We start from the raw sequence: 24,917 nt of genomic DNA, 5'->3' as shown, positions 1-24,917 counted from the left end.
TCAGGCTGGCGGCATCCCCGCCAGCGTTCCCATGTGCATTCGATAATGGCGCAGTTCGTCGATGGAATCGCGCACGTCGCTCAGGGCCGTATGCGCGGCCGTCTTGCTGAAGCCCGCGTGGACCGCCGGCGCCCAGCGCCTGGCCAGCTCCTTGAGCGTGCTGACGTCGAGGTTGCGGTAGTGGAAGTGTGCTTCCAGCGCCGGCATCAGGCGGCTCATGAAGCGCCGATCCTGACAGATCGAATTGCCGCACATTGGCGAGGCATTCGCCGGCACCCACTGCTGCAGGAACGCCAGCGTGCGCGCTTCGGCTTCGGCCAGCGGCACCCCCTCTTCGAGCACCCGTCGCCACAACCCGGACTTGCCGTGCTGGGTGCGGTTCCAGTCATCCATTGCTTCCAGCGTGGCCAACGGTTGTGAAACCGCCAGCTCCGGCCCCTCGGCCAGCACGTTGAGCTGGGCATCGGTGATGACGGTGGCGATTTCCAGAATGTTGTCGTGCAATGGATCGAGCCCCGTCATCTCGAGGTCGATCCAGATCAGTCGATCCGTTGTGACGTCCGTGTTCATGTCCTGTTTCCAGCCATTGCAGCCATCTTAACCACAAGTCTGCCCGGTCGGGAAAGGCCCCTCGCCGTCCGCCCCGGCCGCCCCCGTTCCGACGCCGGCGCGCTTGCCGCGAAAATACTGCCGAAGCCGCTGGCCGCATTCGTCGGCAAGCACACCGGCGACGACCGCCACCCGATGATTGTGGCGCGGGTCAGCCAGCAGGTCGAACACGCTGCCCGCCGCCCCGGTCTTGGGGTCGAACGCCCCGAACACCACGCGGGCGATGCGCGCGTGCACGGCGGCCATCGCGCACATCGCGCAGGGCTCCAGCGTGACGTACAGCGTGCAGCCGACCAGCCGATGGTTGCCGACGGCCCGCCCCGCCCGCCGCATCGCCACGATCTCGGCGTGCGCACTCGGATCGCACTCGGCGATGTTGCGGTTCCAGCCCTCGCCGATCACCTGACCTTCGGCATCGACCACCACCGCGCCGACCGGAATCTCATCGTCCTCGTTGCACGCACGTTCTGCCAGTACCAAGGCATGCTGCATCCAGTGGGTGTCTTCTGGAACAGCCGTCGTTGGTTGGTATGCATTCCCAGTCGGTGATGAGCCAACCTCGGCAAGTGATGAGCCCGCATCCTCCGTTCGTGGCGAGCAGCGTTCTCCCGTTCGTATTGAGCCGCCTACTCCCGTTCGTGTTGAGCCGCCAACTCCCGCTCGTGGTGAGTCGCCTTCTCCCGTTCGTGGTGAGCCGTCTACTCCCGTTCGTGGCGAGCCGTCTACTCCCATTCGTGGCGAGCCGCCTACTCCCGTTCGTTGTGAGCCGCCTACTCCCGTTCGTGGTGAGCCTGTCGAACCATGAACGGGACCGCCTGCACACCGGCTTTTCGACAATTGCTGCAACTTTCCCCAGTCATTGGCCATCAGTGCCTCTTTCTTCGCCCTGCTCCAGCGCTTGATCTGCATCTCCGAAGCCAAGGCCTCCTCGCGAGTCGGGAAATCCTGCGCAAAGCTCAGGTGAACCGGGCGTTTGTCATGCGTATAACAACCGGGAATCGCACCAGCCTGGTGTTCGGCCATGCGTTTTTCAAGATTGTCGGTGTGACCCGTGTAATACGAGCCATCAGCGCAACGCAGAATATAGACGTGGAAAGCCATGGCACATGGTAGCCCGGGCCCGTTCATGGTTCGACAGGCTCACCACGAACGGGGAATATCGGCTCGCCGCGAACGGGGGATATCGGCTCACCACAAGCGTGGAATATCGGCTCGCCACGAACCGAGGTTGACTCAGCATTTACTGGTGATCGGACTCATCATGTACGGGATCGCGCCCGGCATCAGCCGTTCGTGGCAAGCCTGTCAAACCATGAACGGGACAATGGACTCACTTCGAACGGGTACCAAACCCCGTTCGTGGTGAGCCTGTCGAACCATGAACGGGCACGCTTGCGCCGTGCACTAGGACGCATGGTTCGCAAACAGGTCAACAACCCCGGCCCGGCTTGCGCCGGGCAATGAACGGCCTGCGGACGCATGGTCCGCAAACAGGCCGTTCATTCCCATTCGATCGTCGCCGGCGGCTTGCCGGAGATATCGTAAACTACACGAGAAACATCGCGTAATTCATTGATAATTCGATTTGAAACTGTTCCAAGAAAATCGTAAGGCAGGTGCGCCCAGCGGGCGGTCATGAAGTCGATGGTCTCCACCGCGCGCAGCGCGATCACCCATTCGTAGGTGCGCGCATCGCCCACCACGCCTACCGACTTGACCGGCAGAAAGACCGCGAACGCCTGCGCGGTCTGGTCGTACAGATCCGCCTTGCGCAGCTCATCGATGAAGATGGCATCGGCGCGCGCCAGCAAATCGGCGTATTCGGGCTTCACTTCACCGAGGATGCGCACGCCGAGGCCCGGGCCGGGGAACGGGTGGCGGTAGACCATCGCGCGCGGCAGACCCAGTTCAACCCCAAGCCGGCGCACTTCGTCCTTGAACAATTCGCGCAGCGGTTCGACCAGCCCCAGCTTCATGTTCTCCGGAAGGCCACCCACGTTGTGATGGCTCTTGATGACGTGGGCCTTGCCCGTCTTGCTGCCAGCCGATTCGATCACGTCCGGGTAGATGGTGCCCTGCGCCAGCCACTTGGCGTTTGCCAGCTTGGCGGATTCCTCGTCGAAGATCTCGATGAACAGATTGCCGATGATCTTGCGCTTGGCCTCCGGATCGGCGACACCCGCCAAGGCCTTGAAATAGCGTTCGGCAGCGTTGACCCGGACCACCTTGACGCCCATGTTCTGCGCCATGGTCTGCATTACCTGGTCACCTTCCTGCCAGCGCAGCAGACCGGTATCGACGAACACGCAGGTCAGCTGCGCGCCGATGGCGCGATGCAACAGCGCAGCGACCACCGAGGAATCGACCCCGCCGGACAGACCGAGGATCACCTCGTCGGAGCCCACCTGGGCACGCACACGGGCGATCTGGTCTTCGATGATGTGGGCCGCCGTCCACAAGGTTTGGCAGCCGCAGACATCGACCGCGAAACGGCGCAGCAACGCCTCGCCGACGGCGGTGTGGGTCACTTCCGGGTGGAACTGCACGCCGTAGATCTTCTTCGCGTCATTGGCGAAGGCGGCGATGCCGAGGCGGTCGGTGCGAGCGGTGACGGTGAAGCCATCGGGCGCACGCGCGACGTGGTCGCCGTGGCTCATCCAGACGTTGCACAACTCGGCCGTCGTCGCTACAGGCGCCAGCAATGCGTCATCGCCGACGATCTCCAACGCGGCATGGCCGAACTCACGCTGGTTGCCCGCTTCGGTCGCACCGCCCAGCTGTACCGCCAGAGTCTGCATGCCGTAGCAGATGCCGAGGATCGGCACGCCGACGTCGAACACCTGCGGCGGTGCGGCCGGGCAGCCTGCCTCGGTGGTGGATTCCGGACCACCGGACAAGATAATTCCCCTGGCGCCGAATGCGGCGATTTCGGCCGGGTCGTGATCCCAGGCCCAGATCTCGCAGTAGACCCCGATCTCACGGATGCGGCGGGCGATCAGCTGGGTGTACTGCGCGCCGAAATCGAGGATCAGGATCTTGTCGGAGTGGATGTTGGTCATGCTCTGCCGTTCATGGTTCGACAAGCTCACCACGAACGGCCTTGCGGCAGTGTCGTGCCCGACCGTTCGCCCTGAGCCTGTCGAAGGGTGAACGGTTCAACCCCATCACCCCGCCCGATAATTCGGCGGTTCCTTGGTGATCTGCACATCGTGGACGTGGCTTTCGCGCTGGCCGGCGCCGGTGATCTTGACGAACGCGGGCTGGCTGCGCATGTCCTCGATGGTGGCACAGCCGACATAGCCCATGGTGGCGCGCAGACCGCCCATCAGCTGGTGGACCACGCCGGACAGCGGACCGCGCACCGGCACCCGGCCTTCGATGCCTTCCGGCACCAGCTTGTCGGCATCGGCCGCATCCTGGAAATAGCGGTCCTTGCTGCCCTTCTCCATCGCGCCGAGGCTGCCCATGCCGCGATAGCTCTTGTAGCTGCGGCCCTGGAACAATTCGATCTCACCCGGCGATTCCTCGGTGCCGGCAAACAGACCGCCGATCATCACGCTGGACGCGCCGGCCACCAGCGCCTTGCCGATATCACCGGAATAGCGGATGCCGCCATCGGCGATCAGCGGAATGCGGTCCTTGAGTGCGCTAGCCACCATGTCGATGGCGGTGATCTGCGGCACGCCCACACCCGCCACCACGCGGGTGGTGCAGATCGAGCCGGGGCCGACGCCCACCTTGACCGCATCGGCGCCGGCATCCATCAGCGCCAGCGCGGCGTCGCCGGTGACGATGTTGCCGCCGACCACCTGCACCTGCGGATAGTGCCGCTTGACCCAGGCCACGCGCTCGATCACGCCCTGCGAGTGGCCGTGCGCGGTGTCCACCACGATCACGTCCACGCCTGCGTTCACCAGCGCCTCGACCCGGGCTTCGGTATCACCGCCCACGCCGACCGCCGCCCCCACCAGCAGCCGCTCGTGGGCGTCGTAGGCGGCGTTGGGGTTGTCGGACTTCTTCTGGATGTCCTTGACGGTGATCAGCCCGCGCAGCTCGAAGGCATCGTTGACCACCAGCACCTTCTCGATGCGGTGCTTGTGCAGCAGATTCATCACCTCGTCATCGCTGGCGTCTTCCCTGACCGTCACCAGCTTGTCGCGCTTGGTCATGACGTGGCGCACGGGATCGTCGAGTTTTTTCTCGAAACGCATGTCGCGGCCGGTGACAATCCCGACCAGATGCCCGGAATCATCGACCACCGGCACGCCGGAAATATTGCGGGCGCGGGTGAGCTTGAGCACCTCGCCGATGCTGGTCTCCGGGCCGACGGTCAGCGGTTCGCGGATCACCCCGGCCTCGAAATTCTTGACCCAGGCGACCTGCTGCGCCTGGACCTGCGCGGTCATGTTCTTGTGGATGATCGAGATGCCGCCCAGCTGGGCCAGGGTGACCGCAAGGCGTGCCTCGCTGACGGTATCCATCGCCGCCGAGGCGATCGGCAGGCGAATGCGCAGGTCACGGGTGAGCCGGGTTTCGAGGGAAACGTCCTTGGGCAGGACGCTGGAATGCGCGGGGACGAGGGAAACGTCGTCGTAGGTCAGTGCTTCAGCCTGGATGCGGAGCATCGGCAGTCCCATGGGTGTGGGGGGAAGCGCGTCATTGTACCGCGTTTCATTTTCGCGGGAGTGGCCTTTGTTGGAGCGGGCCCTGCCCGCGACCGGGCCTCGAAACATGCCCATCGCGCGCAGGGTGCGCTCCAACGCGCCTTCATCGCGCTGGGCGCGCACCTACTCGGGGTTTGCGCTGTCGGCCAGTTCGGCGGCTTCCAGAGTGTTTTGCATCAAGGTGGCCACGGTCATCGGCCCGACCCCGCCCGGCACCGGGGTGATCCAGCTTGCGCGCTGCGCTGCCTCGGCAAAGCCGACGTCGCCCACCAGCCGGCCGTCGTCCAGCCGGTTGATGCCGACATCGATCACCACTGCGCCTTCCTTCACCCAATCACCCGGAATCAAACCAGGACGGCCGGCGGCGACGACCAGGATGTCGGCTTCGCCCACGTGGCGGCGCAGTTCTTCCAGCGGCGTGAACTTGTGGCAGCTGGTGACCGTGCAGCCGGCGATCAAAAGCTCCAGCGCCATCGGCCGACCGACGTGGTTGGAAACACCGACGATGGTCGCGCTCTGTCCGCGCACCGGGCGATCGGTCCAGGCCAGCAGCGTGGTGATCCCGCGCGGCGTGCACGGGCGCAGCCCGAACTGGCGCAGCGCCAGGTGGCCGACGTTCTGCGGATGGAAACCGTCGACGTCCTTGTCCGGATCGATGCGCTCGATCAGGGCGCTGGCGTCGCCGATGCCTGGCAGCGGCAGCTGGACGAGGATGCCATGGACGGTTGGATCGGCATTGAGGCGATCGACCAACGCCAGCAGTTCGGCCTCGCTGGTGCCGGCGGGCAGATCGAAATCGAAAGCCTCGATCCCCACCTTTTCCGCCGCCCGCCGCTTGTTGCGCACGTACACCGCTGAAGCCGGGTCGCCGCCGACCAGCACCACGGCCAGGCCGGGGCGCGCCTTGCCAGCCTTGATGCGGGCGTCGATCCGCACCTTGAGGTTGTCCAGTAGCGCGTCGGCGATGCGCTTTCCATCGAGGATCCTGGCGGTCATCCGGCTCGCATCGGCTGTTGGCAAGCGGGCATTATCGCGCACCGATCGCTCCGATCGCGAACCCGCACCTCGGGGCGGTGACGGCGGCCGCGAAGCGGTGTAGGTTATCGACTGCAAGACCCCGCGCGGGACCGGGTCGAACCCGTGCAGGGCAACTTTCCGGTTGCCCGCTTCCTGTCTTCGGCCGGCAGCAGCAGACAGTCCGAGGTGCATATGGCGATCCAGGGGCTCTGTCCGAAGTGCGGCAAGCGGGTGCTGCACGTCAACGTGGAACACGTGGTCGGCGTCGTCGAGGGCAGCAGCAAGGCGCGCTGCCTCAGCTTTACCTGCATCCACTGCAACACGGTGCTGGGCGTGCAGATCGATCAGCGCGCGAAGCCGCGATCACGCAGCGCCCAAACGACGCCCCCGGCGGCCTGATCGGTCACTCCGAACCCTGTATCGGTTCGGAATCGGGCGTTGCCGGCGGCACGGGAGCGCCCGGCGCGGGACAGCGCGGGATGCCCGAACCCAGCACGCAGTTCTCGCAGCAGCCTGGCTGCGCCGGGCCTTGATTCTGCTGCGGCAACAGGCGCGGCGTCACCGGGCCGAGCCGCGCCAGTTCGTCCTGGGATTTGAGCTTGAGCACGACCGCCCAATCCTGGCGATTGAAGCTGCACGCCGCTTCCTGATCCGGCGAGCAGGCGACACTGTCCGATCCGCGCTGCGGCAAGCCCCAAAGCTGCCCGTTGGCATTGAGGTTGAGCATGCGCAGGGTGACGGCCTGCTGCACGTTGCCACCGACCGTGTAGGCGTGACCACTATCAGTACCGACCACGAAGTCGCAGTGCATCGGCAGCCCCGCCGCACCGCCGCGGTCGATCAGCGCGGTGAGGCCGTCGTATCCGTAAATGCGGCTGGACCGGACGTAGCACAGCAGATCGCCCGGAGCGAGCCTTGCGCTGCCCGGATCGGCATAGCCGTAAGGACTGCTGCCCGGATTGGCGCGGGCCGCGCGCACGTAGTCGAAATGACTCGCCGACGAGGTGAAGCCGGGGATGCCGGCGCGCTGCGCGACCCAGCTGATGAAGGCCGCCGACCAAGGTGTATCGATCACGAAGCCGCGGCAACTCGGGCCCGCGTAGGACGGATTGTCGGATGCATGGCGGCAGTCGGCCGCGCCGGGGCGCTGGGCCACCGAGCGCAGCAAGCCGCTGGACTGCCAATAAAACGCCACCCGCCGCCACGGCGAAGCGCTGTCGGCCAGCCCGCTGTTTTCCGCCTCGTACACGCTGGCGCTGGCCAGACGCCCCTGGAGGTCGACGAATGGTCGATTCCAGCGCAGGTTCTCAGCGCAGGCAAACGCGCCGATGCGGGTTGCCACCGATGGATCGGATTGGCGTTGCGCCAGCGCCGGACATGGGTCGCTGGCCCATGCCGAGCCGGCCAGCAACAGCAGGGACAGAACGAGCAGGTGGCGCAGCCAGGCACGATGAACCATCAGTGGCAACTCCGTTTGGACGATCAACGACCATTCCAGTCGGGCCCGGAGCGGGATCGACTGCCGACAAGTCGGCGCGAACGGCAGGAATCCGGCAACAGGACTCTTCAGATGGAAGCGCAATTGGCGGCGCAAACCGGACAGTCCGGATCGGGCGTGATGCGCAATTCGGAAAAGCGCATCGTGCGCGCGTCGAATTGCAGCAGCCGCCCGATCAAGGGTTCGCCCAGCCCGAGCACCTGCTTGATGGCCTCGGTGGCCTGCAACATTCCGATGATCCCCGGCAAGACGCCCAGCACGCCGGCTTCGGAGCAGCTGGGCACCGCATCCGGCGGCGGTGGCTGTGGATACAGGCAGCGGTAGCACGGCGACTGCCCGGGTCGGCGGCCGGCGTCGAACACCGACACCTGCCCTTCGAAGCGCTGCACCGCGCCGTAGACCAGCGGCTTGCGCAGGCGCACGCAGGCGTCGTTGAGCAGGTAGCGGGTCGCGAAGTTGTCGCTGCCGTCGAGCACCAGGTCGACGCCGTCGAGCAGGCGATCGACGGTGACGGCATCGACGCGTTCCGGGATCGCTTCGACGCACGTGCGCGGATTGAGCGCAGCGATGGCGATTGCCGCGGATGCGACCTTGGGCATGCCGATGCGCGCATCGGCGTGCAGGATCTGCCGCTGCAGGTTGCTGCGGTCCACCGTGTCGGCATCGGCCAGTCGCAGGTGGCCGATACCGGCGGCGGCCAGGTACAAGGCCGCGGGTGAACCCAGGCCACCGGCGCCGACAATCAGCACCCGGGCGTGCTGCAGCTTTCGCTGCCCTTCCAGGCCCACGTCGGGGAGACGGATCTGGCGGGAGTAGCGTTCGGCGAAATCGGCATCGCCGTCGGGAACAAGCATCGGCAGGCCCGCGGCACGCCACGCCTCGGTGCCGCCGTCGACCGAGACGGCATGGGCATAGCCAAGCTCGCGCAACGCCTGCGCGCATTGATGCGAGCGCACGCCGGCCTCGCACAGCAACATCACCGTCGCATCACGGTCCGGAAGATGGCGCGCCGGATCGCGCAGCAGCGCTTCGCGCGCCAATCCGAGCGCGCCTTCGGCCATCCCCGACGCGCGTTCGTCGTCGCTGCGCAAGTCGATCAACAGGTCGCCGGCCTGCTGGCGCCTGCGGGCTGCAATCGGGCTGATGCTCACAGCGGTCATGCGGACATTATGAGGCGTCGTCTTTCAGTCGCCGGCATCGGGACCGAAATCGGCACCCGGATCGCCACTCGAATCGGGCGTGCCGCCGGCGGCCGCCAGCGCTTCCGGGGTATTGAGATTGCCGAACCTCGCCGCGGCGAATTGCACCATCGGCAAGCGCATGGCGGCTTGCAGGTCGCGCACCGCGTAGTGACCGGAGCCGATCGCATTCGCGGCTGCTTCCCGCAGCGCCCGGGTGGCGTACAGGGCAAACAGCGGCTGCCGGCCCTCGGCATCCTGCGCGACCGCACCCCGCCCGCCTGCGGCCACCAATCCGTCAAGCACCACGTCGCTGCAATCCAGCGCGTCCACCGGCAGCGTGAACAGCCACGGCGTGGTGCAGCCCGCGGCCAGCGCCTCCAATCCGGCGATCGGGCCGATGCCCGGATGACGGTCGGGCAGCGCGGTCAGACCGCATTCGACATAGCGTTCAAAGCCGCGGTTGGCGCTGACCAGGATCGCACCGCAGCGGTTAGCAAAACGTGCGCACAAGCGCAGCACCTGCGGCTGGCCCTGGATGTGCAGCCAGGCCTTGTCCAACCCACCCAATCGGGTCGCGCGGCCACCGGCCAGCAGGCCCAACGTCAGCGCCTCGGGTACCAGGTTCATTCGCTGCGCTTGCGGTGCCGCACCAATCGCCGCCGCCGCTCGATCTGGCGTTCGGTCGGCGCGTTGTGGCGGCCGGCGAAGGGGTTGCTGTTTTCCTTGAGGACCAGACGCACCGGCGTGCCGACCAATTTGAAGCGCTTGCGGAAGAAGTTTTCCAGATAGCGCAGATACGACTGCGGCAGTGATTTCAGGCGGGTGCCGTGGATCACGAAGGTCGGCGGGCTGTCGCCGCCGGGATGGGCAAAGCGCAGCTTGGGCGCATGGCCCCGCACCATCGGCGGCGGATTGGCGGTGCTGGCCGCCTCGACCGCGCGGGTCACCTCGGAGGTCGAGAACTGGCGCGTGGTCGCATGGTGGGCGCGGTGGATCGCCTTGAACAATTCGCGCAACCCGGAACCATGCAAGGCGGAGATGTGCACGGTCTCGGCCCATTCCACGAACACCAGCTTGCGCGCCGCCATGGCATCGGCCTGGCGGCGTTCGTAGTCGCTGCGACCGTCCCATTTGTTGATCGCCACCACCAGCGCTCGGCCGGCGTCGAGGATGGCGCCGAGCACGGTCGCATCCTGGTCGGTGACGCCCTCGCTGGCGTCGAGCATCAGCACCGCGACCTGGCACTGCTCGATCGCCTGCAGGGTCTTGAGCGCGGAAAATTTCTCGACCGCTTCATCCACCCGGGCGCGACGACGCAGGCCGGCGGTATCGATCAGTCGATACAGGCGGCCGTCGCGTTCGAGATCGACCGAGATGGAATCGCGGGTGGTGCCCGGCACCTCCGAGGCGATCATCCTCTCTTCGCCGAGGATGCGGTTGACCAGCGTCGATTTGCCCACGTTCGGACGGCCGACGAAGGCAATCCGGATCCGTTTCGGGTCATCGTCCGGGGTTTCCACGGTCCCGGCCTCGGGCAGCCGGGCCAGCGCCTGCGCCAGCAGCCCGTCGAGCCCGGTGCGATGGGCGGAGGACACCGGCAACACGTTGTCGAAGCCGTAGCGGGCGAAATCGGCCAAGGCCGTCTGCACGTCGATGCCATCGGTCTTGTTGACGATCAGAAGGACCGGCTTGGACAGCGTGCGCAGCCATCTGGCGAGATCGTCATCCAGCCCGGAGCGGCCTTCGCGGCCATCGACCACGAACAGGATCAGGTCACACTCGACGGCGGCGGCGCGGGCCTGGCGCGCGGTTGCGCCGGAAAGGCCGGCGTCCTCGCCGGCGATGCCGCCGGTGTCCACGAGCACGAACGGACGGCCTTCCGCCAGCCGGCAGACGCCGTAGTTGCGGTCCCGCGTCACCCCCGGCTGGTCGTGCACCAGCGCGTCGCGCGAGCGGGTCAGCGCGTTGAACAAGGTCGACTTGCCGACGTTGGGCCGACCGACCAGGGCCACCAGCGGAAGCATGTGCTCAGCCTCCCCGGCCGCGTCTTGCGTCCGGCTGCAGCCGCGGCCGGTGCGCCCGGTTCATTGCAGCGAGAACGCCGCCAGCTTGCCGTCGCTGCTCTGGATCACGACGATCCCGTCGGCGACCACCGGCTTGCCGCTGATCGCGGTACCAAGCTTGCTGCGCGCGGCAAAGGCGCCGTCGCTCAACCGGAGCCAGTGGATCACGCCCTCGAAGTCGCCGACCACCGCGTAATCCCCCTGCACCGCGGGCGCCGTCACCCGGCGGTTGAGCAATCCGGTCTGCTGCCACAGGCTGCTGCCGGTGTTCTTGTCGAGGCCGTTCACGTAGCTCTTGGGGTCGGTGATGACGATCGCGGAGTTGCTCACGCCCAGCCCGCGGGCACCACCGTGCTCGCTGTCCCACATGATCTGGCCGCTGGGCCCGTTGATGGCGACGGTGTGGTTCTTGAAGCTGGTGGCAAACAGGGTGGTGCCGTCCAGCACCGGTTCGCCGTCGACGTCGGACATGCGCTCCAGTTCGGTGCGCCCATCGGGTTCGGCCACCGGCGTCGACCACAGCACGTTGCCGTCGCTGGCCCGCAGCGCGACCAGCTTGCCGCCGTCGGTCCCGAAGAACACCAGGCCCGGCCCCATGGTCAGGCTGCTGGTGCCGCGCACTGTCAGCGGCGGCAGCTCGCTCTCGTAAAACCAGCGGCGTTCGCCATTGGTTTCGTCGAACGCGGTGACGCGACCGTCGTTGGAGTGGACATAGACCATGCCGGCACCGATCACCGGCGCCGAAAGAACTTCATTTTGGACCTTGGCCTTCCACTTCTCCTGTCCGGTCGCCGCGTCGAGGGCGATCACGTCGCCCTGCAGGCCGCCGACCACCACCAGACCATCCCCCGCACCCGGTCCGCCGGTCAGCTTGAGGTCGGAAGCGTAGGCCCACAGCTCGCGGCCGCTGGACAGTTCGTAGGCGTGCACGCCGCCAACCACCGCCGCGGCATAGACCGTGCCGTTTTCGATCACCGGGTGCTGGCCCATGCCGAGGTATTTCTCGCCCGTGCCAACGTTGGCCGTCCACAATTGATTGACGGTCACGCTGGGGGTGATGGCTTCCAGTTTCACCGGCTCGTGGGCCTTGTCCCCGGAGCGTCCGCCGAACAGGTTCTTGACCGTGGTGCAGCCGGAGAGCGTGGCCACCGCGATGGCGGTGATGGCAAGGAGGCGGAGCGAGTGGCGTCGGGCCTGCATCATCAGCTGTTGTCCTCGGAGTGCGGCGGCGTACCGCCGGCTTCAATCAGTTTGAGGGTGAGCAGGCGGTGCTGCGGGTCACCCACGTCGACCAGGCCCAGCGCCCGGGTGTAGGCGTCCCGCGCCGCGGCGCGGTCGCCCTTGGCGTACTGGGCGTCGCCGCGGGCAGCAAGCATGGCCGGGTCGCGGTCATCCTTGAGCAGCGCCAGCGCTTCGTCGGGTTTGTTGGCGTCGATCAACAGGCGCGCCAGTCGCTCCTGCAGGACCGATACCAGGTTCGGATCCGGGGTTTTCACCCCGCGCAGCGCGGCGATCGCCTCATCCCGCTTGCCGGCATCGACCAGCGCCTTGGCGGCTTGCAGCGCCGCCAGCGTTCCCAGGGTGGGGTTGCCGCGATCGATCTCGGCGATCAGGGCCTTGCCGCCATCGGCCGGAATCCGGCCTTGCGCAAGCGCATCCATCCCCTGCGAGTAGCGGGCGCTGACCTCCCGCCGCTGCTGCATCTGCTGGCCCTGCCACCATTGCCAGCCATAAATCGCGCCCAACCCGAGCCCGATGCCGGCGATGATGCCGATGCCGTTGTTGCGGAGCCAGTTGCGAACGCGTTCGCTTTGTTCGTGCTCGTCGACGAGCAGATCATCAATTGCCATGCTGCCTCTCGCCCGCCGTCCAGGGCGGGTGGTTGGTCGGAATCATAATGCGTTGCCGAGCCGCTGGAGCCGTCAGTCCGTGGCCACCAGCGAGCCGTCGGAGGATACCGCAAAGCGGGCAACTCCCGCCTGTTGCGCGAACGCCACGGGCTGGCCGGCATTCACCAATTCCACGTTGGCGACATTGCCGATGGTCAGGGCACGCACCTGACCCGGCGGGAAATGGCGCTCAATGCCGCCCGGCAACAGCGCCTTCTCGAGGGCCTGCCCGTCGCTGCCGATCACCTCGACCCAGGACTCACCGCGCGTGCGCAGCACGATGCCCGAAGGCGCCGTGACTGCTGATGGCGCCTCGGCCTCGGCGGACGCCACCGGCGCCAGCGAGGCCACCAGCGTGCGCGGCGTGGCCGCGGCGTGGTCCGCATCGGCCCGCGAAGCGACCGGGGCATCCAGCGCCGCCACCCCTTCGCTGCCCGTGCTCAAGTGCTGGCGCGTCGCCACCCAGGCCGGAATCGCCAGTGACAGGGTCAGCACGATGTAGACCAGCCGGCGACCGAGCTGCTCGGCCCACCATTGCAATTTGGGCGTGTGGGTGCGGCTGACCAACCGGGTCGGCTCGACCGGGCCGACGTCGAGGGCGTCCATCATTGGCGCCGTGGTCAGCCCCAGCAGCCTTGAATAGCTGCGCACCTGGCCGCGGACGAACACCGGCGCCCCCAGCCGCGACCAGTCCTCGGCCTCCAGCGAACGCACCACCCGGGTCGTCATGCGCAGCTTGAGCGCCACGTCCTCGACGCTCATCCCGGCCGCTTCGCGCGCGGCGCGCAAGCGTTCACCGCAGCCGGCAAGGGCGGCATGATCCGGATTCGGGTACGGATGGGCGGTCATTGCGTCGCTGGAACAGGGTGGGCGCCGGGGGAAAGCGCCTGTAAACGGGAAAGATAGCGCGAAGCGGCCGCGTTGTCGCCCAGTTTTTGTTCGGTCGTCGCCGCAAGCCGCAATCCGGCCGGATCCGAGGGCGCCAGCGCCAGCCAGCGTTCCGAAAACGCCCGGGCGTCCAGATAGTTGCCCCGGTCGAATTCCAGCTGGGCCATGCCGGCCAGCGCCGGCAACGCCTTTGGTTCCATGCCCAGCGCCGCGCGCCAGTAGCGTTCGGCGCGATCGGTCTGTCCGGACCTCTGCGCACATTCACCCGCGTTCGACAGCGAAGCGACCGGCGTGGTGTAGGCCGGATTGCCCAGCGCGCGCTCGAACCACGCCAGCGACTTGGCGGGCTGGCCGTTTGCGCACAGCCATTTGCCATAGTTGTTGGCATACGCCGCGCCGTTGGGCGCGGCCACGGTCGCGGCCTCGTAATACTTGCCGGCCTTGGCCGCCTGGCCACGCACATCGGCAATCATCCCGAGCATGGTATTGGCATCGGCCGCGGCGCTCGGGATATGCAGCGCCTGTTGCAGGAGGCGCTCGGACTGGTCGTATTCGCCGCGCTGGAAATAGTCGGTTGCCGAGGCCATCAGCTGGTAGGCATCATCGGTCCGCTGCCCGCGGCGGCCGGAGACATCATAGGTCGGCGCCACCTGGGTGGTGCTGCGGATATGCGCGCTGGGACGGATGATCGTCAGCCGCTCCAGTTGGCTGCATCCCGCCAGCAGGGCCGCGCCCAGCAGGGCGGTCAGGATTGCCTCATACCGCGCCACGTGCCGCCTCCCTTGCCTGCTGTTGTTTGCGGATCCTGGCCGAGCGCGGCGTGCGATCCACCACCTGGCCCTTGAGCTGGCCGCAAGCCGCGTCGATGTCGTCGCCGCGAGTGCGCCGCACCGGCGCGATCCGGCCTGCCGCGTTGAGCAGGCGCTGGAAGTCGCGAATCGCCGCATCGCTCGGCCGCTGGAACTGGGTACCGGGGAACGGGTTGAACGGAATCAGGTTGATCTTGGCCGCGTCCTGCATCTGCACGCGGCGGTCGAAATCCTGCAGCAGCTTCACCAGCGCGCGCGCGTGCTCGGGCTGGTCGTTGACGCCCTGCATCAGGGTGTATTCGAAGGTGACCGATTCGCCCTTCTTGCGCTGCGCGTAGCGCACGCAGGCGTCGATCAGGGTCGCCAGCGGATACTTCTTGTTGATCGGCATCAGCTGGGTGCGCAGCTCGTCGAACGGCGCGTGCAGGGACACCGCCAGAGAGACATCGCTCTCCTGCGCCAGGCGGTCGATCTGCGGCACCATCCCGGCGGTCGAGAGCGTCACGCGCTTGTTGGCGAGGCCATAGCCGTAGTCGTCGCGCATGATGCTCATCGCGCGCACCACGTTGTCGAAATTGGCCAGCGGCTCGCCCATGCCCATCATCACCACATTGGTGAGCTTGCGCTGCTGGTGCGGCACGTTGCCGAGCGCACGCGCCGCCACCCACACCTGGCCGATGATCTCGGCGGTGGACAGGTTGCGATTGAAGCCCTGCGCGCCGGTGGAACAGAACGCGCAGTTGAGCGCGCAGCCCACCTGCGAGGACACGCACAGGGTGCCGCGACCCTTGTCGGGGATGTACACGGTCTCGATGGCGTTCTTCGCGTCCATGCCGAGCAGCCACTTGCGAGTGTCATCCAGCGAGGTTTTCTCGAAGATGACCTGTGGCGCATGGATCCGGGCGCGTTCTTCCAGCTTGCTGCGCAGCACCTTGCCGAGGTCGGTCATCTCCGCAAAGTCGGTGACGTAGCGGTGGTGGATCCACTTCATCACCTGGTGGGCGCGGAAGGGTTTTTCGCCCAGTTCTTCCTCGAAGAAGCGCTCCAGCCGGGCGCGGTCGAAGTCGAAGATGTTGGTGCGCGTATCGATGGACGGGAGGCGGGAGACGGGAGACACCGCATCCGTTGTCTGGATTTGCGTTTGACCGTTCACGTTTCCCGTCTCCCTCTTCCCGTCTCCCGGCGGTTCAGCGCGCGTAGACGTCGGTGGCCGGGAAGAAGTAGCCGATCTCGATCGCGGCGTTCTCCAGCGAATCCGAACCATGCACGGCGTTGGCGTCGATGCTGTCGGCGAAGTCGGCGCGAATGGTGCCCGGGGCGGCGTCCTTCGGATTGGTGGCGCCCATCAGCTCGCGGTTCTTCAGCACCGCGCCCTCGCCTTCCAGCACCTGGATCATCACCGGGCCGGAGCTCATGAAGTTGACCAGCGCCGGGAAGAACGGGCGCTCGCGGTGCACCGCGTAGAAGCCTTCCGCTTCCTGCTTGGACAGGTGCTTCATCCTGGCGGCCACGACCTTCAGGCCGGCCTTCTCGAAACGGGCGTAGATCTCGCCGATCACGTTCTTGGCAACGGCATCGGGCTTGACGATCGAAAGGGTGCGCTCCAGCGCCATCGAAATTCTCCGGTTGGTGGGCGTCCGTGCCGGAGCACCCGAGGATAACAGAAAAACCCGCGTCCTGACGCGGGTTTGGCAGACATGCCTGCGGGGAATTCTAACCGATCCTGCGGCGGTGCGCCCGCGGTGCGGCGGCGGTTTGCGACGCGCGTGGCCCGGCAACCCGGCGCAGGCCGGCTCAATCCGGCAGCGACTGCCGAATCGCCTCGGCCTGATCAAGACGCTCCAGCAGCAGGTCCACCAGCCTCGGTTCGAACTTGCGCCCACGCTGCTCCTGCAGCAATTCGATGATCCGGTCCTGCGTCCACGGCGCCTTGTAGCAGCGGCGGCTGCCGAGCGCATCGAACACGTCGGCCAGCGCGGTGATGCGCCCGCTGAGCGGGATGTCTTCGCCCGCCAGGCCCAGCGGATAGCCGCTGCCATCCCAGTTCTCGTGGTGGGTCTGGGCGATTTCCGCCGCGAGCTGGATCAACGGCAGGTGCGACTGCGCCAGCAGCTGGGCGCCGCGTTCGGCGTGCAGACGCATGATCACGGTTTCCTCGGCGGTGAGCGGTCCGGGCTTGTTCAAGATCACGTCCGGCACCGCGATCTTGCCGACGTCGTGCAGCGGCGCGGCGAACTCCAGGGCCTCGGCGGTCTTGGCGTCCAGGCCCAGGGCCGAGGCCAGCATGTGCGCCAACAGGCCGACCCGCTTGACGTGATTGGCGGTCTCGCGCGAGCGCGATTCGACCGCCCCGGCCAGCAGGCAGATCATCTCCAGCTGCGCATCCAGCAGGTCGCGGTGCAGGTGCAGGTTCTCGAAAGCGATGCCGACGTTGGTGCAAAACACCTTGACCAGATGCAGGTCGAGGTCGGACAGGTGCGGCGAACCGGCGACGATCAACAGGTTTTCCGAGTCGCGCGAATCGGAAAAATACAGGACATAGTGATCCGGTTCGAAGACGTGGTGCTTGCCGTCATAGGCGGCGTGGAAGCTGCGCAACATCGGCTCGGGCAGGCTGTCGTCGATCGCGCCGCTGACGTAGGCACGGAAGGCGCCGATGGCCGCGGTCACCTGGATCGGCATGTCCCTGGCCTGATCGGTTCTGGGGATGGCGCAGTACAAAGCCCCGTCCGGCAGGCCGGTCAGGGTCGCCAGCTGGGCCAGCACGGCCGAGGCGAATTCGTGGCTCTGGCGCCGCGAGTGGATCTCCACGGAGGCTTCGACGACCCGCTCCAGCCCGCGGCGGGCGGCCTCGATCGTGGCGATGTCGCGATAGCCGCGCAGGGCGACGAACACGGTGGTCTCGAGCTTGCTGGAAGTCAGCTCGGTCTTTTCCTTGTAATCATTGATGTCGTAGCCGCGGATCACCTCGCGCTCGGGCGCCTGGCCGGGGTGGCCGGTGCGCAGGATGATGCGCACCAGACGATTGCCGCGCACTTCGCGCACGTGCCGCACCAGATCCAGGCCGGCGTGGTCGCTCTCCATCACCACGTCCACGATCATCAGGGCGATGTCGTCATGGTCGTCGAGCACCTGCCTGGCCTCGCTCCCGGAAGCGGCTTCCAGGATTTCCAGGCCGCGGCCATCGAACGCCATGTCCTCCAGCACCATGCGGGTGATTTCGCGGACGCCAGGCTCGTCATCGACCACCAGGATTTTCCAGCACTCGCTCTTGCTCGTCATTTCGGAAACCCCCGGATTGTTCGTCTTCAGCTGGTTGCGATGGGTGCAGCGGATCCGGCGGCGCCGGGCTCATGGTTGAAAGGCAGGTGGATCGTGAACTCGGCACCCTGCCCGGGGGCGCTGGCGCAGGCGATGGTTCCGCCCAGCAGCTGGGTGACGAGGTTGTAGACCATGTGCAGGCCCAGGCCGGTGCCGCCGCGGCCACGGCGGGTGGTGAAGAACGGTTCGAAGACGTGCTGCCGGACCGAATCCGGCATCCCCCTGCCGTCGTCCCGGATCGACAGGTCGATGCCGTCCCCGGAACGCGTGCAGACGATCCGGATCAGCCCCGCCTGGCCATCCTCGAATGCGTGCAGCAAGGCGTTGAGGAGGATGTTCGACACGACCTGGTAGAGCGCGCCCGGCAGGGTCTCCAACGCCAGGTCCTCGGCACACGCCACTTCCACGCGGTGCGGCGTCACCTTCAGGCGCGGGTGCAGCGACAGCAGCACGTCGTCCAGAAATGCGCGGATCCCGACCGATCGCCGGACTTCATTGGACTGATCGACCGCGACCTGCTTGAAGCTGCGCACCAACTGCGCCGCCTTGCCGAGGTTGTTGAGAATCAGGTCCACGCAGCGGCGCCCCTTGCCGAGCGCCTTGACCCATTCCGGACGATCCGCCATCCGCGGATCGCGCTCCAGGCCCTTGAAGATGTCATCCAGATGCGAGGCGGAGGTGACGGCGATCCCGAGTGGTGTATTGATTTCATGGGCGACCCCGGCAACCAGCCGGCCCAGCGAAGCCATCTTCTCGTTCTCGATCAACTCCGTCTGGGCCCGGCGCAGCTCTTCGAGCTGGGCCTGCAATTGCGCATAGGCCGAGCGCAGCGATTCGGCCACCTGCCGGCGGTGCAGCGCGGTGGCAATGTTCTGGGCGACGAAGGCCAACAGCTCCTGATCACGCGGCCCGTACAGGATGTCTTCCGAATAGCTTTGCACTGCCAGGACGCCGGCCACCTGGCCCTCCATCACCAGCGGCACGCCCAGCCAGGCCACCGAGGGCGAACCCACCATCCGGATCTCGCCGGCCGCCACCAGGCGCTCGCGCACGGCCCGATCGAGCAGCAAGGGCTTGCCGGTGCGCTGCACGTACTCGGTCAGGCCGTGGCGCAGCGGCTGACGCCGGAAGATCTCCCGCGGGTCGTCGCGTTCGTCCACGGCATAGGGATAATCAAACGCGGCGCCGTCATCCACCAGCAGCGCGATGTAGAAATTGCGCGCGTACAGCAGCTCGCCAACCTGCGCATGCACGGCGGTGTAGAACTCTTCCATGCTGGTGGTGGCACCGGTGAGCTCGGCGATCCGGAACAGCGCGCGCTGCACCGCTTCGGAGCGTTCAAGCCTGCGCACGGCGCCCTCGAGATGGCGGGCTTCGAGCAGGTCGGAGACCCGCAGTTCGAACAGCGCCAGCATTTGCAGAAACGCGGCGTCCCGTTCCAGTTGCCCGATCCCGGATGCATCACCGCGGACCTGCAGCACCGCTTGTCCTCCCGCTTTCAGCGCCAGCGGCAGGGAACGGAGGATGCTGCCGGTTGCCGGGGCCGGCCCCGACGCCGGTCCGCCCGCGAGCAGGACCTGCCGGGCCTGCTCCAGCTCGGCCCAGTCACGGGCGCTGCCGGGCGCGCAGCGCAGGGCGGCGGTCGTTGCGGCGGTCGGGCGCAGGGACCACCACATGGCAAGTTGCACCGTCGGGATCTCCGCGCGCAGGCGCGACTCGAACACCTGCACAACCCGCCCGAAGCTGCCGGCCGCCAGCAGGCCCAAGGCGAATTCGGCCGGATCGGACGGCTTCGTGGCGTTCACTGTCGGCGCGCAATCGGTCATGTGCCGGCGTCCCGTTCATCCCCAAACGCAGCCTGCCGCGTGCCGCAGCAGGGCTCGAACCCACTTCTAACCCCGGCACGCCTCGATTTCAAGAACCGATTCCGCAATCCTGCCAGCGTCGCGGCAGCGCGTGCCACCCGCTGGCCGCAGCACCCGTTGCACTTGCTGCGCGTCGGCGCTAATCTCAAACAAGCGTTTGATTCATACACGGCCATGACCACGCGCAATTTTTCCACCAAGGATCGAATTCTCTACGCCGCCGAGGCGCTGTTCGCCCGTCACGGTTTCGCCGGCACCTCGCTGCGCCAGGTGACCAGCCGCGCCGACGTCAACATCGCCGCGGTCAACTACCACTTCGGCAGCAAGGAAAACCTGGTCAACGAGGTGTTCCGCCGACGCATGGACCAGATGAGCACCGAGCGTCTGGCGGCGCTGAACGCTGCCTGCAGGGACAGCCCGGGCCAGCTGGAGCCGGTGCTGGCCGCCTTCGTCGAACCGGCGCTGGCGATGGCCCAGGACCGCCACGGCGGCGCCGATTTCGTCCGCGTCATCGCCCGCGCCTACGCCGAGAGCAATGACGGCCTGCGCAAGTTCCTGTCGGACCGCTACGGCCACGTCCTGCGCGAATTCGTCAAGGCGATCGCCGCCTGCGTCCCCGGCCTGGGCAAGGAAGAGCTGTACTGGCGTCTGGACTTCCTTGCCGGTGCGCTCACATACGCCATGGCAGATTTCGGTTTGATCAAGCGCCCGACCGGCACCTCGGAATCCAGCCACCGGCAGCGCGCCGCCGCTGCCCTGATTCGCTTCGCCGCCGCCGGTTTCCATGCGAATAAAGATTGAATATCCAAGGAGATACTGAACATGTTTGAGAAATTGCACGTACGCCGCGCCGCGGTGCTCGGGGCCGGCGTGATGGGCGCGCAGATCGCCGCCCAGCTGACCAATGCCGGCATCGACACCGTGTTGTTCGATCTGGCAGCCAAGGACGGCAACCCGAACGCCATCGTGCTCAAGGCCATCGACCATCTGGGCAAGCTCAGCCCGGCGCCGCTGGCCAGCAAGGCGCTGGCGCAAGCGATCACGCCGGCCAATTACGACACCGGCCTAGACCAGCTCAAAGGCTGTGACCTGATCATCGAAGCGATTGCCGAACGGATGGACTGGAAGCAGGATCTGTACCGGAAGATCGCGCCATTCGTGCCCGCGCACGCGGTGCTGGCCAGCAATACATCAGGCTTGGGAATCAATACGTTGGCGTCTGTCCTTCCAGAAGAACTTCGACATCGCTTCTGCGGCCTGCACTTCTTCAACCCGCCGCGCTACATGCATCTGGCGGAACTCATTCCGGCCACCACCACCGAGCCCAAGGTGCTGGAGGGGCTGGAAACCTTCCTCACCACCCAGGTCGGCAAGGGCGTGGTGCACGCCAAGGACACCCCGAACTTCATCGGCAACCGCATCGGGGTGTTTTCCATCCTGTCGGTGATCCAGCACACCCACGCCTTCGGGCTGGGTTTTGACGAAGTCGATGCCCTGACCGGGCCGCTGCTGGGGCGGCCGAAGTCGGCCACCTACCGCACCTCCGACGTGGTCGGTCTGGACACCATGGCCCACGTCATCAAGACCATGGCCGACACCCTGGCCGACGACCCCTGGCACCGCTATTTCAAGTCACCGGCCTGGCTGGAGGCCCTGATCGCCAAGGGCGCGCTGGGCCAGAAGGTCGGCGCTGGCATCTTCCGCAAGGTCGGCAAGGACATCGTCGTTCTCGATCTCGAAAAGCAGGATTACCGCCCGGCCGACCGCGGCGCGGCGCCGGAAGTCGTCGAAATCCTCAAGCAGCGCGATCCGGCGGAGAAATTCCGCCAGCTGCGCGCGTCCAGCCATCCGCAGGCGCAGTTCCTGTGGGCCTGCTTCCGCGACCTGTTCCACTACAGCGCCTTCCATCTGGCCGCCATTGCCGACACCGCCCGCGACGTCGACCAGGCGATCCGCTGGGGCTACGGCTGGGCGCAGGGGCCGTTCGAGACCTGGCAGTCAGCCGGCTGGCCGCAGGTGGCGCAGTGGATTGACGAGGACATCAAGGCCGGCAAGGCGATGAGCGATGCCACCCTGCCCGCTTGGGTCAGCGACGGCCGCGCCGGCGTGTACGCGCCCGAAGGCAGCTACAGCCCGAGCAGGAACGCGCTGCAGCCGCGCTCCGCCCTGCCCGTCTATCGCCGCCAGCGCTTCCCCGACCCGATGCTGGGCGAACGCTTCCCGGCGGGCGAAACCGTATTCGAGAATGATGGTCTGCGCATGTGGCACGACGGCGACGAGGTGGCCGTGGTCAGCTTCAAGACCAAGCTGCACACCGTCAACGACGCGGTGATCGAGGGCATGCAGGAAGCGGTGGCACGCGCCGAGCGCGACTTTGCCGGCCTGGTGGTCTGGCAGCCGAAGGAACCCTTCTCCGCCGGCGCCGATCTGGCCGGCGCGATGGGCCTGCTGCAGGCCGGCAAGGTGGATGCATTCGAATCCATGGTCGCCAACTTCCAGGCCACCAGCCAGCGCATCAAGTACGCACTGGTGCCGGTGGTCGCGGCGGTGCGCGGGCTGGCGCTGGGCGGCGGCTGCGAGTTCCAGATGCACAGCGCCAAGACCGTCGCCCATCTGGAAAGCTACATCGGCCTGGTCGAAGCCGGCGTGGGCCTGCTGCCGGCCGGCGGCGGGCTGAAGGAATTCGCGGTCCGCGCCGCGGCGGCGGCCGGACCCGGCGGCGACGTGTTCGCCGAGCTGAAGAAAGTGTTCGAAACCGTGGCGATGGCCAAGGTTTCGACTTCGGCCAGCAACGCCAAGGAGCTGGGCCTGATGCGCGGCGGCGATGCGATTGCCTTCAACGCCTTCGAGCTGCTGCACATCGCCAAGGCGCAGGCGCGCGGGCTGGCCGAGGCCGGCTACCGCCCGCCGCTGCCGGCGCGCCGCATCCCGGTGGCCGGCGACGTCGGCATCGCCACCTTCAAGATGCTGCTGGTCAATATGCTGGAAGGCCGCTTCATCAGCCCCTACGACTACGAGATCGCCGAGCGCATCGCCACCGTGCTGTGCGGCGGCAAGGTGGATCGCGGCGCGCTGGTGGACGAGGACTGGCTGCTCAAGCTGGAGCGCCAGCACTTCGTCGAACTGGCCCAGCAGGAAAAGACCCAGGCCCGCATCGCGCACATGCTCAAGACCGGCAAGCCGTTGCGCAACTGAGGTTGCAGTGATTGGTGATACGTGATTGGTGATTGGAAAGAGCGCAAGAACAGCGCCGCCACTCACGCTCTTGCGAATCACCAATCACTTTCGCGTGATTCGTGATTCGAGATTCGTGATTGGAAAGAGCGCAGAAACCGACGCCCCCATTTACGCAGTTGCGAATCACCAATCACAAACCACGAATCACGTTCTAGGAGAACCCCATGACCAAGCAATTACAAGACGCCTACATCTGCGCCGTCACCCGCACCCCGGTCGGCAAGGCGCCGCGCGGTGTGTTCCACAACGCCCGCCCAGATGACATGCTGGCCTTCGTGCTCAGATCCGTGCTGGCGCAGGCGCCGGGCGTGGATGTGACGCGCATCGGCGATGTCATCGTCGGCTGCGCGATGCCGGAAGCCGAGCAAGGCATGAACGTGGCGCGCATCGGCCTGCTGCTGGCCGGGCTGCCCAACTCCGTGCCCGGCCAGACCATCAACCGCTTCTGCTCCTCGGGCCTGCAGGCAGTGGCGCTGGCGGCCAACGAGATTCGTCTGGGAAACTCCGACTTGATGCTGGCCGGCGGCACCGAATCGATGTCGATGGTGCCGATGATGGGCCACAAGGTGGCCATGGCACCGTCGGTGTTCGCCAACGACCACGTCAACATCGCCTACGGCATGGGCATCACCGCCGAAAACGTGGCGACCGAGTGGAAAATCTCGCGCGAGGCGCAAGACGCCTTTGCCCTGTCCTCGCACCAGAAGGCCATCAAGGCGCAGGACGCCGGCGAATTCCGCGATGAAATCACGCCTTACGAGGTCATCAGCCACCAGCCGGACCTGGCCGGCAACACCATCCGCCTGAAGCAGCTGCGGGTCGAAAACGACGAAGGCCCGCGCCGCGACACCTCGGCCGAAGTGCTGGCCAAGCTGCGCCCGGTGTTCCGCAACGGCCAGTTCGGCGGCACGGTCACTGCCGGCAATTCCTCGCAGATGAGCGATGGCGCCGGCGCGGTGCTGCTGGCCTCCGAGCAGGCGATCAAGGACTACGGCTTGACCCCGCTGGCGCGCTTCGTCAGTTTCTCGGTTGCCGGCGTGCGCCCGGAAGTGATGGGCATCGGCCCGATTGCCGCCATCCCCAAGGCGCTGGCGCAGGCCGGAATGAGCCAGGACCAGCTGGACTGGATCGAACTCAACGAGGCGTTTGCCGCGCAGTCGCTGGCGGTGATCCACGACTGCAAGCTGGACCCGGCCAAGGTCAACCCGCTGGGCGGCGCGATTGCGCTGGGCCACCCGCTGGGCGCGACCGGCGCCGTGCGCACCGCCACGATCGTCCATGGCATGCGCCGCCGCAAATGCAAATTCGGCATGGTGACCATGTGCATCGGCACCGGCATGGGCGCGGCGGGGATTTTCGAGGCGGTTTGACGCGCACTACCCCGTTGGAGCGCACCGCAGGGGCGCGATTTTCGGCACTACTGCCACGCCCTGATGGTGCGGCAGGAACAGATGGTACGGCTCAGTGGGGGCAGGTCACCGCATGGTCAGCAGAACAGGGCCAGGTTAAGTTATCAGATGGAGGAAGTAAACCTGCCCCTGTTTTTGTTCGCTCACCTGACTGGAGGTGGCGAAGTGGAGCTACGAAATATCACGATTGACCAACGCTTCGAACCAAGCAGCAAATGTCTATCCAAAGAAATTGGCCGCGAATTTTTATCGATGCCGTAATCATAACCTGCCATGAATATCCACTTGCCAATTAATCGATCACGCGCCCACAGTGCGTATTTTCCGGGCATTATTTCCGCCGGAGGGCCCAATTCATTAACAAGAATACCATGAGTCTTACCAACCATCTGATTTGGTCGTGGGAATGGCGGGTAACAAAGCCCACACAAAAGCAGAACGATCAAGCAGATTGTCGCACTTACGAA

The 24,917-nt window shown here is 66.4% G+C and carries 22 protein-coding genes; 4 read left to right on the top strand and 18 right to left on the bottom strand.

Annotated elements, in window-relative coordinates; all coding sequences use genetic code 11:
* The 5 genes from orn to folD form a co-directional block, all read right to left on the bottom strand.
* The gene (gene orn / locus M9902_RS08995) at nt 1–570 is read right to left on the bottom strand and encodes an oligoribonuclease (protein WP_297171174.1); all 570 of its coding nucleotides are present in this window, start codon (nt 568–570) and stop codon (nt 1–3) included.
* A gap of 27 nt (nt 571–597) precedes the next feature.
* Nucleotides 598–1,227: a tRNA adenosine(34) deaminase TadA gene (gene tadA / locus M9902_RS08990; RefSeq protein WP_297222558.1), complete on the bottom strand. Its 630-nt coding sequence runs from the start codon at nt 1,225–1,227 to the stop codon at nt 598–600.
* A gap of 881 nt (nt 1,228–2,108) precedes the next feature.
* Nucleotides 2,109–3,668 (bottom strand): glutamine-hydrolyzing GMP synthase, encoded by a 1,560-nt coding sequence (gene guaA / locus M9902_RS08980; protein ID WP_297222389.1) that lies wholly within the window; start codon nt 3,666–3,668, stop codon nt 2,109–2,111.
* Nucleotides 3,669–3,773: 105 nt separating this feature from the next.
* A complete protein-coding gene (guaB, locus tag M9902_RS08975) occupies nt 3,774–5,234 on the bottom strand; it encodes an IMP dehydrogenase (protein WP_297171170.1) in 1,461 nt (486 codons plus the stop codon).
* A 162-nt stretch (nt 5,235–5,396) separates the two neighbouring features.
* Entirely contained in the window at nt 5,397–6,269 is an 873-nt protein-coding gene (folD, locus tag M9902_RS08970) for a bifunctional methylenetetrahydrofolate dehydrogenase/methenyltetrahydrofolate cyclohydrolase FolD (RefSeq protein WP_297171195.1), read from the bottom strand.
* 213 nt (nt 6,270–6,482) lie between these two features.
* On the opposite strand from folD, the gene M9902_RS08965 reads away from it, so the two are divergent.
* Nucleotides 6,483–6,689, top strand: a complete 207-nt coding sequence (locus M9902_RS08965) for a hypothetical protein (protein ID WP_297222386.1) — start codon at nt 6,483–6,485, stop codon at nt 6,687–6,689.
* A 4-nt stretch (nt 6,690–6,693) separates the two neighbouring features.
* On the opposite strand, the gene M9902_RS08960 is transcribed toward M9902_RS08965, so the two are convergent.
* From M9902_RS08960 to M9902_RS08905, 12 genes are all read right to left on the bottom strand, one after another.
* Nucleotides 6,694–7,749, bottom strand: a complete 1,056-nt coding sequence (locus M9902_RS08960; RefSeq protein ID WP_297171166.1) for a DUF2272 domain-containing protein — start codon at nt 7,747–7,749, stop codon at nt 6,694–6,696.
* A 107-nt stretch (nt 7,750–7,856) separates the two neighbouring features.
* Complete coding sequence (moeB, locus tag M9902_RS08955) at nt 7,857–8,948, bottom strand: molybdopterin-synthase adenylyltransferase MoeB (RefSeq protein WP_297171193.1); 1,092 nt, start codon at nt 8,946–8,948, stop codon at nt 7,857–7,859.
* 24 nt (nt 8,949–8,972) lie between these two features.
* On the bottom strand, nt 8,973–9,596 hold the full coding sequence (locus M9902_RS08950; protein ID WP_297222383.1) for a molybdenum cofactor guanylyltransferase: 624 nt from the start codon (nt 9,594–9,596) through the stop codon (nt 8,973–8,975).
* Nucleotides 9,593–10,993 (bottom strand): ribosome biogenesis GTPase Der, encoded by a 1,401-nt coding sequence (der, locus tag M9902_RS08945; RefSeq protein WP_297222381.1) that lies wholly within the window; start codon nt 10,991–10,993, stop codon nt 9,593–9,595. Before der ends, M9902_RS08950 begins: the two co-directional genes overlap by 4 nt.
* Before the next feature lie 60 nt (nt 10,994–11,053).
* A complete protein-coding gene (bamB, locus tag M9902_RS08940; protein WP_297222556.1) occupies nt 11,054–12,232 on the bottom strand; it encodes an outer membrane protein assembly factor BamB in 1,179 nt (392 codons plus the stop codon).
* A 2-nt stretch (nt 12,233–12,234) separates the two neighbouring features.
* On the bottom strand, nt 12,235–12,882 hold the full coding sequence (locus M9902_RS08935) for a tetratricopeptide repeat protein (RefSeq protein ID WP_297171162.1): 648 nt from the start codon (nt 12,880–12,882) through the stop codon (nt 12,235–12,237).
* A 72-nt stretch (nt 12,883–12,954) separates the two neighbouring features.
* Nucleotides 12,955–13,770: a helix-turn-helix domain-containing protein gene (locus tag M9902_RS08930; RefSeq protein ID WP_297222379.1), complete on the bottom strand. Its 816-nt coding sequence runs from the start codon at nt 13,768–13,770 to the stop codon at nt 12,955–12,957.
* The gene (locus M9902_RS08925) at nt 13,767–14,579 is read right to left on the bottom strand and encodes a tetratricopeptide repeat protein (protein ID WP_297222378.1); all 813 of its coding nucleotides are present in this window, start codon (nt 14,577–14,579) and stop codon (nt 13,767–13,769) included. Before M9902_RS08925 ends, M9902_RS08930 begins: the two co-directional genes overlap by 4 nt.
* Complete coding sequence (gene rlmN, locus M9902_RS08920; protein WP_297222376.1) at nt 14,566–15,771, bottom strand: 23S rRNA (adenine(2503)-C(2))-methyltransferase RlmN; 1,206 nt, start codon at nt 15,769–15,771, stop codon at nt 14,566–14,568. The genes M9902_RS08925 and rlmN overlap by 14 nt, the downstream gene beginning before the upstream one ends.
* A 34-nt stretch (nt 15,772–15,805) precedes the next feature.
* Nucleotides 15,806–16,231, bottom strand: coding sequence for a nucleoside-diphosphate kinase (gene ndk, locus M9902_RS08915; protein ID WP_297171156.1), 426 nt, complete (start codon nt 16,229–16,231; stop codon nt 15,806–15,808).
* A gap of 181 nt (nt 16,232–16,412) precedes the next feature.
* Nucleotides 16,413–17,900 carry a DUF3369 domain-containing protein gene (locus M9902_RS08910; protein WP_297171154.1) on the bottom strand — a complete coding sequence of 496 codons (1,488 nt, stop codon included), beginning with the start codon at nt 17,898–17,900 and terminating at the stop codon, nt 16,413–16,415.
* Nucleotides 17,901–17,926: 26 nt separating this feature from the next.
* Nucleotides 17,927–19,744 carry a GAF domain-containing sensor histidine kinase gene (locus M9902_RS08905; protein ID WP_297222374.1) on the bottom strand — a complete coding sequence of 606 codons (1,818 nt, stop codon included), beginning with the start codon at nt 19,742–19,744 and terminating at the stop codon, nt 17,927–17,929.
* Between the two features lie 234 nt (nt 19,745–19,978).
* On the opposite strand from M9902_RS08905, the gene M9902_RS08900 reads away from it, so the two are divergent.
* The 3 genes from M9902_RS08900 to M9902_RS08890 all read left to right on the top strand — a co-directional run bounded on the left by M9902_RS08900 (nt 19,979) and on the right by M9902_RS08890 (nt 24,411).
* Nucleotides 19,979–20,605 carry a TetR/AcrR family transcriptional regulator gene (locus M9902_RS08900; RefSeq protein ID WP_297171151.1) on the top strand — a complete coding sequence of 209 codons (627 nt, stop codon included), beginning with the start codon at nt 19,979–19,981 and terminating at the stop codon, nt 20,603–20,605.
* A 21-nt stretch (nt 20,606–20,626) separates the two neighbouring features.
* The gene (locus M9902_RS08895) at nt 20,627–22,999 is read left to right on the top strand and encodes a 3-hydroxyacyl-CoA dehydrogenase/enoyl-CoA hydratase family protein (protein ID WP_297222372.1); all 2,373 of its coding nucleotides are present in this window, start codon (nt 20,627–20,629) and stop codon (nt 22,997–22,999) included.
* A 206-nt stretch (nt 23,000–23,205) separates the two neighbouring features.
* Nucleotides 23,206–24,411 (top strand): acetyl-CoA C-acyltransferase, encoded by a 1,206-nt coding sequence (locus tag M9902_RS08890; protein WP_297222370.1) that lies wholly within the window; start codon nt 23,206–23,208, stop codon nt 24,409–24,411.
* Nucleotides 24,412–24,593: 182 nt separating this feature from the next.
* On the opposite strand, the gene M9902_RS08885 is transcribed toward M9902_RS08890, so the two are convergent.
* Nucleotides 24,594–24,917 (bottom strand): hypothetical protein (locus M9902_RS08885; RefSeq protein ID WP_297222368.1); only part of this gene is annotated, 324 nt, incomplete at its 5' end.

This window comes from Thermomonas sp. (assembly GCF_023953935.1).
Classification (GTDB): Bacteria; Pseudomonadota; Gammaproteobacteria; order Xanthomonadales; family Xanthomonadaceae; genus Thermomonas.
Note: the sequence above shows the minus strand (reverse complement) of the source record. Positions and strands in the feature narration are given on the sequence as shown.